Raw genomic sequence first — 13,178 nt, forward strand, 5'->3', positions numbered from 1 at the left:
AAACCACCCATCAGCCGCCTCGGCTTCGATCGGGACAACCTGCTGAGGCACCACAACTAGATCAACGGTGGGACGCTTTAGCGCGGATCAGCGCCTCGGCCATGTAGAGATCCTGTAGGGATATGCCGGAACTGTCGAAGACGGTGATCTCCTCGTCGGAACGGCGTCCCGGCCCACGGCTTTCGATCACATCGCCGATTGGCGTCACGATGAGTGTGCCCGCTTCGACCGACTCGCGCACATGCTGGAACTCACCGATTTGAATGGACTGGGAAGTCAGGTCGCAGAACAGGCTTGCCCTCGACAACAATTCGCTAGCCAATTCGCGCTTGCCCGGGGCATCCGAACCCATGCTCACGATATGAGTCCCGGGTTTCACCCACGTCGCATCGAACAGCGGTTCGCGCGAGGGTGTCGCCGTCACCACGATGTCGGCCGCGCGGACGGCTTCTTCGGCCGGTACGGCGCGTGCAGTCAGGCCGTGGTCCCCGATCCGGTCTACGAAAGCGTCGCGGCGTGGTGAGGGACTGGCCACGACCAACACGGTCTCGATGGGGCGGATGCGAGCAAGGGCTGTCACCTCGAAACCCGCCTGATTGCCTGCGCCGAAGATCGCCAGAAGCTTGGCTTGCTTCCGCGCAAGAAGATCGGCCGCAACCGCGTCGGCGGCGGCCGTCCTGTAGGCGTTAACCTTACCGGCCTCAATCACCGCACTGAGTCGTCCTGTGTCCTGGTCGAGCAGCACGATGGTGGAGTTGTGACGGGGAAGGTCACGTGCCGGATTGCGCGACCAGAAGGAGCCGATTTTCACGCCGGTAAGGTCGTTCGACGAACCGGATTTGATTGAGAAGGTATTGGTCGCCTCCCGTGCACGCCCGAGAACCGCGGGAAAGACCAGGCTCTGTTTCGAAGCGGCAGCAATGAGAGCCCTCCGCACGGCGTCGAAAGCCAGTTCATGGGTGACCAGGGCGGCTGACTCCTCTTCGCTGATGTAGATCATCCCGAATACCTCCTGAGCAACAAGCGGTTCATCGTTGGGGCGTGTTGCGACTGTGCGATTGCGGGGGCTTGGATCGCGTCCCTTGTGAACCGTGCGGGCGCAACACGGATCGCCAAACGATGAAAGCGAGGCGATACGAGCGCCGGATATACTTCGCCCGCTTTGCGCAGTTTGGTATGCTGAGGAATGGCTCAAAACGAATAATCTCGCTGATCTGAACGGGCAAAACAGCAGCGAAATCTGTGCGCCGGACGCCACCTTGAGGTTCGATCTCTGGGTAAATCAGGCGTCTTGCGCATGGCCTTTAGGCTTAACAATGACATCGTCGGCGATCCGACCGAGCTGACCGCGTTCGAGACCAGCCATGTGCCGGGCGCGCTGAAGCTGTCGCAGGAAATGGGCTGGCCTTACCGCAGCGAGGACTGGGAGTTTGCTGCCAGGGTGGGCGAGGGCCTTGTCCTTGAGCGTTCAGGCGAGGTGATCGGGTCGGCAATGTGGTGGAACTACGGGCAGGCCTATGCCTCGGCCGGGATGATCATCGTCACCCGCTCCGCGCAAGGCGGCGGCAATGGCTCGCGGCTCTTCAACGCGTTGCTTGAGGCGACGGAAGGTCGCAACGTGCTGCTCAATTCGACCGAAGATGGGCTGACGCTCTACAGGCGACGCGGCTTCACTGTTTGGGGCACCGTGCTTCAGCACCAGGGCCAACTGAACGTCCCCGTACCCACGAAGGCCTGCGCCGACATCAGGCCGGCGACGGTATCAGACCTGCCGGCACTCCGCGCCTTCGACGAACGGGCCACCGGCATGCCTCGGGGGCTGATGGTGGCTGCGCTTGCCGATGTGGGCGACATAGTGATGATCGACCGAGGGGGGCAGGTTGGGGGCTACGCCATCGCCCGGAGGTGGGGCCGCGGCTATGTGGTCGGCCCGGTTGCAGCCGAGAGCGTCGAAGACGCGCAACGCCTGATCCTGGACCAGCTTTCGAGGCTCCACGGCCAGTTTGTGCGCATCGACGTCTATGCCGAGCATGGATTGGGCGACTGGCTGGAAAGCCTGGGCCTTGTCAGGGTCGGCGGAGCTACCGCCATGGTCAAGGGGCGGCGACCAATGCCCGACGGTGCGGCCTGCATGTACGCACTGGCGAACCAGTCCTTCGGTTAGTGATGAGGAACATCGAGAACATGGAAACGAGCGCGAAATCGCTGGAACCGGTCCAAAAGATCGATGGCCTTGTCACACCGTCGCTGCTGCTGGATCGCGGGAAGCTCGAGCGCAACATAAACCGTCTCGCCGACCACGCCAGGAAGCTTGGCGTTGTGTTGCGCCCGCACATGAAGACGGCCAAGAGCATCGACGTCGCCCGACAGGTCTTCCCCACTGAACCCGGCCCGATCACGGTCTCGACCATCGCCGAGGCGGAATACTTCGCCAGCCACGGCTATCGCGACATGACCTATGCGGCCGGCCTGTCGCCGGCCTCGGCTCTGCGTGCCTCGGAGCTCTGCCGCCGCACCGGCGTCGACCTGAAGCTGCTGCTTGATACCGTTGAACAGGCCGATGCCCTGGCCGATGTGCGCAAGGCCACGGGCGTTACTCCATCCGTGTTCATCGAACTGGATTGCGACGACCATCGCGGTGGACTGAAGCCGGACGATCCAAAGCTGGTCGAAGTGGCCGACAGGGTCGTCGCGGCGGGCGCCAAGGTCGCCGGCGTCCTCGCCCATGCGGGCGAGTCCTATGGTTTGAGCACGTCCGATGCACTGGTGAAGGCAGCGGAGAACGAGCGTTCGGCCACCGTGCGCGCCGCCGAAGTTCTGCGCGATCATGGCCATGCCTGCCCGATCGTCAGCCTCGGCTCGACGCCCACCGCACACTTCGCCGAGAATCTCGATGGCGTCACCGAACTGCGCGCCGGTGTCTACATGTTCTTCGACCTCGTCCAGCACGGAGTCGGGGTCTGTGCCGTCGACGACATCGCGATTTCAGTGCTGGCCACGGTGGTCGGCGTTAAGCCGGAGAAGGGCTGGGTGCTTGTCGACGCGGGGTGGATGGCGCTCTCGCGCGATCGCGGCACCGCGAGCCAGCGGGTAGATCAGGGTTACGGCCTGGTATGCGACGAGGCGGGTCGCGTGCTCGAAGACGTGATCGTGTCACAGGCCAGCCAGGAACACGGCATCCTGGCGATCCGCAGCGGCTCGGCCAAGAGCATGCCAGACCTTCGGGTCGGTGCCCGGGTGCGAATCCTGCCAAACCACGCCTGCGCGATGGCCGGCCAGCACGATTTCTACAGCGTCGTCAACGGAGGAAGTCGCGAGATCGACTCGCGGTGGGAGCGGATCCGTGGCTGGTAGAAGACATGATCCGCGATCGCTTGCCCCGCGCGGGAGAGCACGACGGCATCTACTACTCGATGGGCTACAGCGGGCACGGCACGCAGATGTCGACGCTGATGGGTTCGATCATGGCGAGGTCATGGACGGGCGCCGCGACCTGAACCCTGGAAAGATTTCGACTGGCCGGCGATCCCCGGGGATTTCGGGCGTCCCTGGTTCCTGCCGATCCTTGGCGCCTATTACCGCATGAAGGACCTCGTGACATGACCGCGCCTCTTGAGCACCTGTCCCGCAACCACCGCCTGGACAGGTTCTTCATCGGCGGCGAATGGCGCGAGCCGAGGGGCACCGCCAAGGGCGCCGTGACGAATCCGGCGACTGAAGAGGTCGCGACGCAATTTCCGCTCGGAAACTGCGAGGACGTGGACGCGGCCGTTTCGGCGGCGCGCCAGGCATTCCCCACCTGGGGCCGGACCAAGCCGGAATACCGCGCGGGTCTACTCGATCGCCTGCAGGCGCTGCTGGAAGCGCGCAGCGAACTCATCGCGCAATGCCTGACCCTCGAAATGGGCGCAGCCGTCGGATATGCGCGCACCGCGCAGGTGCCGCTGGCGATCGCCCATGTAAAGGCCGCCCGCGATGTCCTGACAGGCTTCCCTTTCGTCGAACGGCGCGGCCGCACCGCCGTCACCCGCGAACCGATCGGCGTCTGCGCGCTGATCACGCCGTGGAACTGGCCGCTCTACCAGATCACCGCCAAGGTCGCGCCGGCGCTCGCCGCAGGCTGCACGGTCGTGCTAAAGCCGAGCGAGCTTTCTCCTCTAAGCGCGCTTCTGTTCGCCGAGGCGATCGAGGAGGCCGGCTTCCCGGCCGGTGTCTTCAACCTCGTCAATGGCGACGGCTCGTGTGTCGGTTCGCGTCTCGCGTCCCACGCGGATGTCGACATGATCTCGATTACCGGCTCTACGCGTGCGGGCGTTGCCGTGGCGCAGGCGGCCGCGCCGACGGTCAAGCGTGTCGCGCAGGAACTCGGCGGCAAGTCGCCCAACGTGATCCTGCCCGACGCCGATCTCGATCGTGCCGTTTCCGTGGGCGTAGCTGCTGGCTTCCGCAATCTCGGCCAATCCTGCAGTGCGCCGACGCGCATGATCGTCCCGCGCGCCCGGCTTGCCGAGATCGAGTCGATCGCCGAGCGCGCCGCGGACGAGATCGTCGTCGGCGACCCCCTCGTGGAGACCACCACGCACGGCGCGATCGCCAACCGTGCCCAGTTCGACCGCATCCAGACCATGATCGGCGTCGGCATCTCGGAAGGCGCGAAGCTCGTCACCGGCGGCACGGGCCGCCCGGGCGGTCTGAATGCCGGGCTCTACGTCAAGCCGACGATTTTTTCCGAGGTGCGCACGGACATGCGCATCGCCCAGGAGGAGATCTTCGGCCCGGTTCTTTGCATCATCCCCTACGAGACCGTGGAGGAGGCCGTCACCATCGCCAACGACACCGTCTATGGCCTCGGGGCGCATGTGCAGGGCGCGGAGATGGACCTCGTCAAGGACGTCGCGTCGCGGATCCGCGCCGGTCAAGTGCATCTCAACTACCCGGCCTGGGATCCCCACGCACCGTTCGGCGGCTTCAAGCAATCCGGGAACGGACGCGAGTACGGCCTCGAGGGCATGCTGGAATATCTCGAGATTAAATCCATTCTCGGATATTTCTAGGTGTGGTCTGCCAAACGCAGGGGGCGCGGGTTGCTCTCTCTGCGCCAGTAGGCTGCCTTCAGTGACGCCTCCGCGATTGTGAAACAACCTGATGACCTGGATCAGGCGACAACTCGGTTTGCTTCACCCGCCGCACGATTGGTCTGTCCCAGGAAGTGAGCAAGCGCCGACTTCCTGGAATCCCGATCGAGCGCGTAAGCTGTGTGGGTAAACGCGGCGCCGTCCAGGAGTCCCTGGATGTAGCCAGCGATGCTATCGGCTGCCATGATGAGCGCGGTATCCACCGTATGGATGTAGCGGCTGGTCACCGACCCTCGTGAATGGCCGACTAGAGCTGCGATTGTTGCCTCGGTGAATCCAAGATCATTGCCGATACTGGCGAAGCTGTGCCGCAGGACATGCGGCGTGATGCCGGCCAGGTCGGTATCCTTGAACAGCTTAGTCCACTGTCTGGGGAAACTCCCGAAGGGGGTACCGTCCTCCCAGCCAGGGAAGACGAAGTCTTCCGCATCCTGCTCTTCGTCGCGACGACCTTCGAGGTATTCCAGGACGGGGAGGCCGATCGGACGTACTGATGCCCCCTCCTTGCTGTCGCTCAGGCGCAGGCAGCTGCCGTCGATGTCAACTTCACCGCATCGTAGGCCGATAACCTCGCTGCGCCGGCAGCCTGTCAGAGCGATCACTCGGGTGATTTCTGCAGTTGTTTCGTATTGCCTGTCCTCGATCGCCTTCCGCAGAATTTCGCCGAGCGTGCGATACTCCTGTTCGCTGAGACGGCGGGCATTGACCTGGTCCTTCGGTTTGCGAACCCCATGCGCGGGATTCTGCTCGACGATGCCGAGTTCCACTGCATAAGTGAGAATGCCACCGAAGAGCCCGATGGTCCTCGCCGCCGTACCGGCTCCGCCACGCACGATGGCGCGTCCTCGCAGTTTGTCGGTCTTAACGTTCGCGCGCGTCTTCCCCGCCATGATGTCCTTCATGGCTTGCGTGATGTCAGACTTGGCCAAGTCCCGCACCCGTCGATTACCCAGCAGAGGAACGATGTGCCGCTCGATGCGCCCGACGTCGGTGGAGATCGTCGTCGCCTTCTTAGGCCTCCCTCGCTTGCCGAGCACAAGTCCGTTCTTCAGATCCTCGAGGTAGCGGTTGCAGAGTTCCTTGACGGTGATCGCTTCGCGATCGAGCTTACGCTCCTCGGCTGGGTTTCCACCCCTCGCGACGTGGCCGAGCAAAACCTTCGCCTCGCGCCGAGCTTCATCGGGAGTCCAAATACCGTGCAGACCAATCGTGAAGCGACGTGAGCGGCCGGAGGCGCGATACTGCACAACATAGCTTCGCTTTCCCGATGCGAAGACGCGCAGCCCGAAACCCGGTAGGTCCTCGTCCCATATCACATAGTCCGCGGAACGAATTTCAGTGGCATCGATGGTTCGTTTGGTCAGCTTGGGCATGCGGAGAGGTTTCCTTGGCAGAATCCCCGCGTAAGCAAAGCGTAAGCACGGCGGGGAGGGGTTTGAGCCGCTCCGTCGTACCGTCGGCGCCGATCGAATTCAAATTTGTTTTGTGATTTCAGTGGCATAGCGCGCAATCGGATAGAAACGGATGGTTTCGGCGAAAGCCATTATCCATTCTCCGAAGGCAGAGGTCACAGGTTCGACTCCTGTCGGGTGCGCCAATTTTACGTTCTATTACAAATGGTTAGAGCGAGGCAAAGTCGACGTCTTGTCCTCTGGCTAATTCCACGTAAGCGGCGGACCCGAGTTTCGGGAAGCTGCGCGGCGCCAATAGACGCTCTCTCTTGTTTGGAAATACTGCAAAAGCCCTGCTTTTTCTGGCGCATCGAGCATCCGGCAAGTGGCCGGACACCTGAGCGTTGCCCACGAAGGCAGCAGTCAACTCCCGGCTTTACAGGTGCGCGACAGTTGCCTTCTAGGCGGTTGGGGACGGCCACAATGGGGCCGACAGCGGACCGGCGGCTATCGGCTTAGAACGCACCAAAGCAGACGAAGCCCAAACAAGTAATCAAAATAACTTCGATATTCGGGTCGGTGCCAACCAGCAAGCACCAAACTAGGCACAGGCGGCCGCCAAGCCTAACGCCCCTCGGGCTTCGGAAGTGGACGCAATTGATCGATTGTGCTCGTGAATCGCGGCAGCGGCATGTTCAACCAGCTCTGCATTGCTTCGCGCTAGCTGGTGCCTCGAGATCCTGATGTTGTCCTCCAGTCCGGTTCGTACACCGTCCGCGCAACGCGCCAGCGCCCAACGCATGACTAGGCTCTGATTTCGACCAATGCCCGCGGCGGTCCACGTGCATTTAGGGAAGATCGCCTTGGCTTCCTTTAGCAGCATATCGAGCAGACGTTCCTCGGCGGGCAGCGCGTGCTGGACGCCCATTACAAACTGGACGTGGGGACGATTGTCTATCAGGCCGAGATCGGCCAATCTTTTGGCACCGTGGAGATGAGACAGATCAAATATCTCGATCTCCGGCCTAACACCACACTCCTTGATGCGGGATGCCAATCTGTCGACCAAGTTGGGGTGGTTTTCATATATGATTGCAGGGAAATTGACCGAGCCCGTGGAAAGTGACGCCATGTCTGGCTTGAGATAGAGGGCAGAGCCGCGCGCCTCAGGATCTCGACCGCGCCCGCCGGTCGAGAACTGAATTATCATCCCTGGACAATGTCGCTGAATTCCCCTTTGGACCGCTGCAAAACGCTCAGGATCAGACGAAGAGCTCTCGTCGTCGTTGCGAACGTGGATGTGAACCAGGGAAGCTCCGGCCTCAAATGCCTCGTGGGTCGACTCAACCTGTTCGGCAACGCTGATGGGAACCGCCGGGTTGTCCTGCTTGCGCGGTAGAGAGCCGGTGATTGCAACTGCGACGATGCAGGGATTGGACATCAGGCTTACGCGGCCTTCTGGTGACCGATCAACCACTGAATAGCCAGCGGGTATCCCCTTGCACCCAGTCCAGCGATAACGCCAGTGGCTGTCTTCGAGACCAGCGAACGCTGATAGATATCTTCTCGTCGATGGATGTTTGAAATGTGCAGTTCAACAGTTGGGCCGGAGAACATTTTCAGCGCATCTAGGAGTGGGATTGATCGGAAGCTGAGCCCAGCGGGGTTAATCAGGATACCGAGGGAATTTTGGTCGATAGCGTCGTGTATCCAATCGACGAGCTGATGTTCCGCGTTTGATTGGTGGAACTGCAACGGCACATCGCCAGCCGCTTCGCGACACATCGCTTCGATGTCCGAAAGCGTTGTTCGCCCGTAGATCTCGGGTTCTCGAGTGCCCAATCGGTTAAGGTTGGGACCGTTCAGGACGAAGATTGGGCCAGACATTATGTTACCCTCGATAACCCATAAGCCGTGGCAGCCACAGCACGACGTCGGGAAAGAAGGTGATGAAGACCAGAGACAGTATCATCACATATAGGAAAGGGAGTACGTCGCGCACGATGTCCCAGAGCGGCACGTTGGCGATGCGCGTCATTATGAAAAGCAACAGACCGTAAGGCGGCGTGACCAGCCCAAGCATAATGTTGACCACGCACATCACACCGAAATGCACGAGGTCGATACCCAACGCGTTGGCGGTAGGGATGAACACCGGCAGGATTACGAGGATGATGGTCGTTCCCTCTAGCACGCAGCCGAGCACGAGCAGGATGACATTCACAAGGATGAGAAAACCGGTCGGAGAGAGGTCCCAGCTCGTCAAAATTGCGCTTAGCGCGTGCGGGATGTTTTCGACGGTTACCACATAGTTGAAGACAAGCGCGCCAGCGATCAGCATCCCGATCGACGCGGTGGTGCGGGCGCTGGCAAGGATCGAGTGGTAGAACTCCGCTAGGCTGACGCTCCGGTAGAGCACGGCCGAGATGAACAGCGCATATGCGGCCGCGACGGCCGCTGCTTCCGTCGGTGTGGTTATGCCCGAATAGATGCCGCCGAGCAGGATGACCGGCATCAAGAGGGCCGGCAGCGCACGCCAGGTGATGCCGGGAATCTCACGCAGCGGCGTTGGCGGTTCGACGGGGAAATTGCGGGTTCGCGCCTGAATGCCAACCAGAATCATCTGGAACAGCGCCATCAAGAGCCCTGGCACGACGCCACCGAGGAACAGGTAGCCTATCGATGCGTCAGAAACGAGCGCGTAGATGATCATTGGGATGGATGGCGGGATGATTGGTCCGATCACCGAGGTGGCAGCGGTTAGTGCTGCCGCATAGCTCGCAGGATATTTGCCGTCAGCCGTCATCATGTTCTGCATGATCTTGCCGGACCCTGCAGCGTCGGCGATGGCCGAACCCGACATGCCGGCGAAGATGATCGACTGTAGTACGTTGACTTGCGCCAACCCGCCGCGGAAGCGGCCGACGATGGCGTTGCAGAAGGTCATTAGCCGGTCGGTCATCGAGCCGATATTCATCAACTCGGCTGCGAGGATGAAAAGCGGCACCGCCAGGATGATGTAGTTGGAATACATGCCGTTCAGGAACTGCTCCGCAGCAGTTCCCATGTCGAGCCCGGCGAGCAGCAGATAGAGGATCGAGCCGGCGATCATCGCATGGCCTACTGGCAACCCCAGCAGCGCCAGCGCCGTGATTGCGACGATCGAGAGGGAAAAGGGAGAAGCGATCGTCATACGCCTGACCCTGCCTTGGTCGGGTCGAACTCTTCGGGCGCCGATCCGAGTAAGACCTGCCACGAGAGCCAGAGGTAACGGATGATGATGGCGATGACGAAAACGACGTAGATAGAGAACACCCAGTCGAAGCGAAGTTTCAGGTAGGCGGTGCTCTCGACCTTCATGAAGGAGACGTAGTCGAACACCGCTGGAAAGGAGACCGCGTAGAGGAAGATCAGCGACGCTGCGGAAATCAGGAACATCACGCTACGCGCTCGGGGGCGGACCGAGGCGTAGATTAGGTCGAATCGCATTTCCTCCTGCTCAGTGAGCACGAAGGCAGCGCCCCAGAGCACCATCCATATCCAGAGAATTGCGGAGAGCTCGTTCGTCCAGCCGGTCGGCCAATTCATTACATAACGCGCGAATATCTGGAACAGGAAGGCGAAGAACATCACCGCCAGCATGGCGGCAAGCACATTCTCCGCACGGCGATAGAGCCAGCCGCCTAGTCGGTTCATTCCGGGGTTCATGAACATGGTCCGGTAGTCGGCGCCGAACGCGCCAAGTGAAGGGAAAGCGGGGCGGCGCGAGGTCCGCCCCGCTGGATCAGGCTACATCGCGTTGATCTTGTCGACCATTCCGGCCGGCCAGTCCTTGGCAAGATCGGAGGCGAGGTACTGTTCCTGGACGTGCTTGCGGAACGCCGCGACGTCGGGCTCGTAGAGCTTGAGACCCTTGCCCTTGAAGGTCTCGACCAGTTCCTTCTCGCGGGCAAGGTGCTTTTCAGTCGAGAAGCTGATCGCCGCGTCTGCGGCGGCCTGGACCTTCGCCTGCTTGTCGGCGCCCATCTCGTCCCAAGTCTTCTTGGAGATGCTGAGAAGGTCAAAACCGACGAGATGAGAGGTCAGAACGATCTGGCTCATCACCTCGTAGAACTTCATGTTTTCGACATTGGGAAGCGGGTTGTCCTGGCCGTCGATAGCGCCGGTCTGGAGGCCTGTATAGACCTCTGCATAGGCCATCGGAGTCGGGTTGGCGCCGAGTGCAGTGCCTAAGAACTGCCATGCGTCGCCGCCGGGCATTCTGAGCTTGACGCCGGCGAGGTCGGCCGGAACCTTGATCTCCTTGTCCGGCTTCAACCCGACTTGGCGCACGCCGAAGTAGGTAGGCCCAAGGATCACAACACCGAGTTGGTCCTCGGCCATCTTCTTCAGTTCTGCGCCCGACTCGCTGGCAAAGAATGTCTTCAAATGCGCAGCGTCGCGGAACAGGTAGCCCGCTGTCACGATCGACCAGGCAGGAATCTGCTTGGAAATGTCCTGCGGGGCGATGTTGCCCATCTCGAGGTTGCCACGCTGGATCGCGACGAGTTCGGTACCCTGCTTGAACAGGTTACCGCCGTAATAGCCCTCGAAGACGAAATCGTCCTTGGTGGCATCGGCGAACATTTTCATCATCTCGGCGCGGATGTCCTGCTCCGAGAAAACAGCCGAAAATCGTAGCTTCGGCTTGTCCTGCGCAAAGGCGGGCAGGGCCGTGCCGGCCACAAGTGCTCCGGCAGCGGTGGCCATGAAAAGGCGGCGGTTCATTTCAGTTTTCATGTCGATTTCCTCCCTTGGGTCGTCATGTTGGTCGTCGCGCTGAAAGTGGGCGTGGCCTATCCGGGGCTCCTTGTAATTCTCATGTTCATGCGGCTGCTTCGAAATGGTCGGCCATCGCTCGGCGATCCGCTTTCCTGCCAGTGAACAGCTCGAAGGCGCGCACCGCCTGATAGATCGCCATGCCGATACCGGGTAATGTCCGGCAGCCTGTCGCCGAAGCCTTGCGAAGCAGCTCAGTCTCGGCCGGGAAATAGACGATATCGGCTACCCATTTCTCCGGCGTAAGCAGCGTTGCGTCAAAGGGTGTGCCAGGATATTTCTCCATGCCGACGGGCGTCGTGTTCACGATGCCGTTTGCGGCGGAGACCGCGCTTAGTGGATCGGATGACGCCTCAACACGTCCGGGAAACGCAGCGTGCATCCTCGCAGCGAGACTAATGGCCTTTGCCGCGTCGCTGTCGACAACGATGACGCGTGCGGCACCCAGTTCCATCAGCGCATGCGCCACAGCCGCGCCTGCCCCGCCAGCTCCGAACATCGTGACCGTCTCGGTCGACGCGCCTGTCATCGTATCGCGAAAACTTTCCGCGAAGCCCCAGCTATCCGTGTTGTGGCCGGTGGAATCGCTGCCGAATACAATCGTGTTCACAGCGCCGATGGCGCGTGCCTCCGATGAAAGCTCGTCGAGCAGCGGAATGACCGCTTGCTTAAACGGGTGCGTAACGTTGAGCCCCTGGAAACCGGCCGCCCGTGCCGCCGCAACGACCTCGCCTATTGCATCATCGGCCAGATCGAGCTCGTCGAAATCGAGAAGCAGATAGGAATAACGCATGCCGAGCCGTCGCGCTTCGCGCTCGTGCATGACGGGGCTGCGCGACGACTGGATGCCGCGGCCCGCGAGTCCTACCACAACAAGGTTGCGGCTATCGCCGGTAGCACTTGCATGCTCGGCTGCGAGGCGGGCAAAGGTATCGACAAGGCTGCCGCCCATACGCGCAGTTTCCTCCTGTTCCGCAATCGGCTGGGGCCTTGTGTTCCCGCAGCACGGGCAAGTAAATGAAGCGGTCCCGATCTGTGGACAATGTACGAACTAGTTAGTTTAGTCAATTGCCATAGGCGCTGGCGGGAAACCATATGAACGCGAAGAAGACTGGACCGAAAGGCAAGCAGGTGCTGGAGACGACACGCGTCCAGGACCCAGAAGGGACGCGCCGCAACATCATCGAGGTTGCCTCACAGGAGTTCGCGCTAAACGGATTGTCCGGAGCGCGAATCGACGAAATTGCCGCTCGCACCAGGTACAGCAAGCGGATGATCTATTACTATTTTGGCGACAAGGAAGGTCTCTACCTGCACGCGCTTGAGAACGCCTACCGCGAGGTGCGGGAAGGAGAAGCCAAGCTGAACGTGGACGGTCTTTCCCCTATCGCGGCTCTGACGAAACTCGTGGAATTTACATTTGATCATCACCACCGACACGAGGAATTCATCCGGATGGTAATGATCGAAAACATTCACCACGGCGCATATCTTGACCAGTCGAAGGTGATACGAGACCTTAACATTACAGCGATCGACCAGATCAGCCGCATCTATTCTCGAGGGGTCGAAGATGGTGTGTTCCGGAAGGGGCTCGACCCCGTGGAGTTGCATTGGCAGGTAAGCGCGCTGTGTTTCTTCAACGTCTCAAATCGCGCTACCTTTTCCAAAATTTTCGGTCGAGACTTCGGGACCCCGAAACAGCTTGAGCGGCTAAAGCGGAACTCGGTCGAGATGGTGCTGCGCTTTGTAGCCAGTGGAGATCTCAAAAAGCGAAATGAGCGCGAAAGCTTGCCAGTCGAATTAGCTTGACCTAGTTTTGTACGAACTGGTT

General features: G+C 60.8%; 13 protein-coding genes. 5 read left to right on the top strand and 8 right to left on the bottom strand.

The window, feature by feature from the left end:
- Positions 1-61 precede the first annotated feature (61 nt).
- Positions 62-1,000 carry an ornithine cyclodeaminase family protein gene (locus tag E5X88_RS20225; protein ID WP_292164384.1) on the bottom strand — a complete coding sequence of 313 codons (939 nt, stop codon included), beginning with the start codon at positions 998-1,000 and terminating at the stop codon, positions 62-64.
- 297 nt (positions 1,001-1,297) lie between these two features.
- Between E5X88_RS20225 and E5X88_RS20230 the strand changes: the two genes are divergently transcribed.
- The 4 genes from E5X88_RS20230 (at position 1,298) to E5X88_RS20245 (ending at position 5,054) form a co-directional block, all read left to right on the top strand.
- Entirely contained in the window at positions 1,298-2,164 is an 867-nt protein-coding gene (locus tag E5X88_RS20230) for a GNAT family N-acetyltransferase (protein ID WP_292164387.1), read from the top strand.
- Between the two features lie 20 nt (positions 2,165-2,184).
- Positions 2,185-3,354 (top strand): alanine racemase, encoded by a 1,170-nt coding sequence (locus tag E5X88_RS20235; RefSeq protein WP_292164390.1) that lies wholly within the window; start codon positions 2,185-2,187, stop codon positions 3,352-3,354.
- 20 nt (positions 3,355-3,374) lie between these two features.
- Entirely contained in the window at positions 3,375-3,497 is a 123-nt protein-coding gene (locus E5X88_RS20240) for a hypothetical protein (RefSeq protein ID WP_292164393.1), read from the top strand.
- A gap of 102 nt (positions 3,498-3,599) precedes the next feature.
- Complete coding sequence (locus tag E5X88_RS20245; protein WP_292164396.1) at positions 3,600-5,054, top strand: aldehyde dehydrogenase family protein; 1,455 nt, start codon at positions 3,600-3,602, stop codon at positions 5,052-5,054.
- Positions 5,055-5,155: 101 nt separating this feature from the next.
- On the opposite strand, the gene E5X88_RS20250 is transcribed toward E5X88_RS20245, so the two are convergent.
- From E5X88_RS20250 to E5X88_RS20280, 7 genes are all read right to left on the bottom strand, one after another.
- Positions 5,156-6,508, bottom strand: a complete 1,353-nt coding sequence (locus E5X88_RS20250; RefSeq protein ID WP_292164398.1) for a site-specific integrase — start codon at positions 6,506-6,508, stop codon at positions 5,156-5,158.
- Between the two features lie 619 nt (positions 6,509-7,127).
- Positions 7,128-7,967 (bottom strand): 3-keto-5-aminohexanoate cleavage protein, encoded by an 840-nt coding sequence (locus E5X88_RS20255; protein ID WP_292164401.1) that lies wholly within the window; start codon positions 7,965-7,967, stop codon positions 7,128-7,130.
- Between the two features lie 5 nt (positions 7,968-7,972).
- On the bottom strand, positions 7,973-8,413 hold the full coding sequence (locus E5X88_RS20260; protein ID WP_292164403.1) for a type II 3-dehydroquinate dehydratase: 441 nt from the start codon (positions 8,411-8,413) through the stop codon (positions 7,973-7,975).
- Positions 8,414-8,417: 4 nt separating this feature from the next.
- The gene (locus E5X88_RS20265) at positions 8,418-9,719 is read right to left on the bottom strand and encodes a TRAP transporter large permease (protein WP_292164406.1); all 1,302 of its coding nucleotides are present in this window, start codon (positions 9,717-9,719) and stop codon (positions 8,418-8,420) included.
- Positions 9,716-10,222, bottom strand: coding sequence for a TRAP transporter small permease subunit (locus E5X88_RS20270; protein WP_292164409.1), 507 nt, complete (start codon positions 10,220-10,222; stop codon positions 9,716-9,718). The genes E5X88_RS20265 and E5X88_RS20270 overlap by 4 nt, the downstream gene beginning before the upstream one ends.
- A gap of 93 nt (positions 10,223-10,315) precedes the next feature.
- Entirely contained in the window at positions 10,316-11,275 is a 960-nt protein-coding gene (gene dctP / locus E5X88_RS20275; RefSeq protein WP_292164633.1) for a TRAP transporter substrate-binding protein DctP, read from the bottom strand.
- Positions 11,276-11,390: 115 nt separating this feature from the next.
- Positions 11,391-12,296: a shikimate dehydrogenase gene (locus tag E5X88_RS20280; RefSeq protein ID WP_292164412.1), complete on the bottom strand. Its 906-nt coding sequence runs from the start codon at positions 12,294-12,296 to the stop codon at positions 11,391-11,393.
- A gap of 143 nt (positions 12,297-12,439) precedes the next feature.
- On the opposite strand from E5X88_RS20280, the gene E5X88_RS20285 reads away from it, so the two are divergent.
- Positions 12,440-13,156: a TetR/AcrR family transcriptional regulator gene (locus E5X88_RS20285; RefSeq protein ID WP_292164414.1), complete on the top strand. Its 717-nt coding sequence runs from the start codon at positions 12,440-12,442 to the stop codon at positions 13,154-13,156.
- The last annotated feature ends 22 nt before the right edge of the window (positions 13,157-13,178 follow it).

This window comes from Mesorhizobium sp., from assembly GCF_004962245.1.
In the GTDB taxonomy this organism is placed as follows: Bacteria; Pseudomonadota; Alphaproteobacteria; order Rhizobiales; family Rhizobiaceae; genus Mesorhizobium.

Coding starts and splice junctions, on each gene's coding strand:
- E5X88_RS20230 (WP_292164387.1), top strand. CDS start 1,298: ATGGCCTTTAGGCTTAACAATGACATCGTCGGCGATCCGACCGAGCTG.
- E5X88_RS20285 (WP_292164414.1), top strand. CDS start 12,440: ATGAACGCGAAGAAGACTGGACCGAAAGGCAAGCAGGTGCTGGAGACG.
- E5X88_RS20280 (WP_292164412.1), bottom strand. CDS start 12,296: ATGGGCGGCAGCCTTGTCGATACCTTTGCCCGCCTCGCAGCCGAGCAT.
- E5X88_RS20250 (WP_292164398.1), bottom strand. CDS start 6,508: ATGCCCAAGCTGACCAAACGAACCATCGATGCCACTGAAATTCGTTCC.
- E5X88_RS20270 (WP_292164409.1), bottom strand. CDS start 10,222: ATGAACCGACTAGGCGGCTGGCTCTATCGCCGTGCGGAGAATGTGCTT.
- dctP (WP_292164633.1), bottom strand. CDS start 11,275: ATGGCCACCGCTGCCGGAGCACTTGTGGCCGGCACGGCCCTGCCCGCC.
- E5X88_RS20235 (WP_292164390.1), top strand. CDS start 2,185: ATGGAAACGAGCGCGAAATCGCTGGAACCGGTCCAAAAGATCGATGGC.
- E5X88_RS20255 (WP_292164401.1), bottom strand. CDS start 7,967: ATGTCCAATCCCTGCATCGTCGCAGTTGCAATCACCGGCTCTCTACCG.
- E5X88_RS20260 (WP_292164403.1), bottom strand. CDS start 8,413: ATGTCTGGCCCAATCTTCGTCCTGAACGGTCCCAACCTTAACCGATTG.
- E5X88_RS20225 (WP_292164384.1), bottom strand. CDS start 1,000: ATGATCTACATCAGCGAAGAGGAGTCAGCCGCCCTGGTCACCCATGAA.
- E5X88_RS20245 (WP_292164396.1), top strand. CDS start 3,600: ATGACCGCGCCTCTTGAGCACCTGTCCCGCAACCACCGCCTGGACAGG.
- E5X88_RS20265 (WP_292164406.1), bottom strand. CDS start 9,719: ATGACGATCGCTTCTCCCTTTTCCCTCTCGATCGTCGCAATCACGGCG.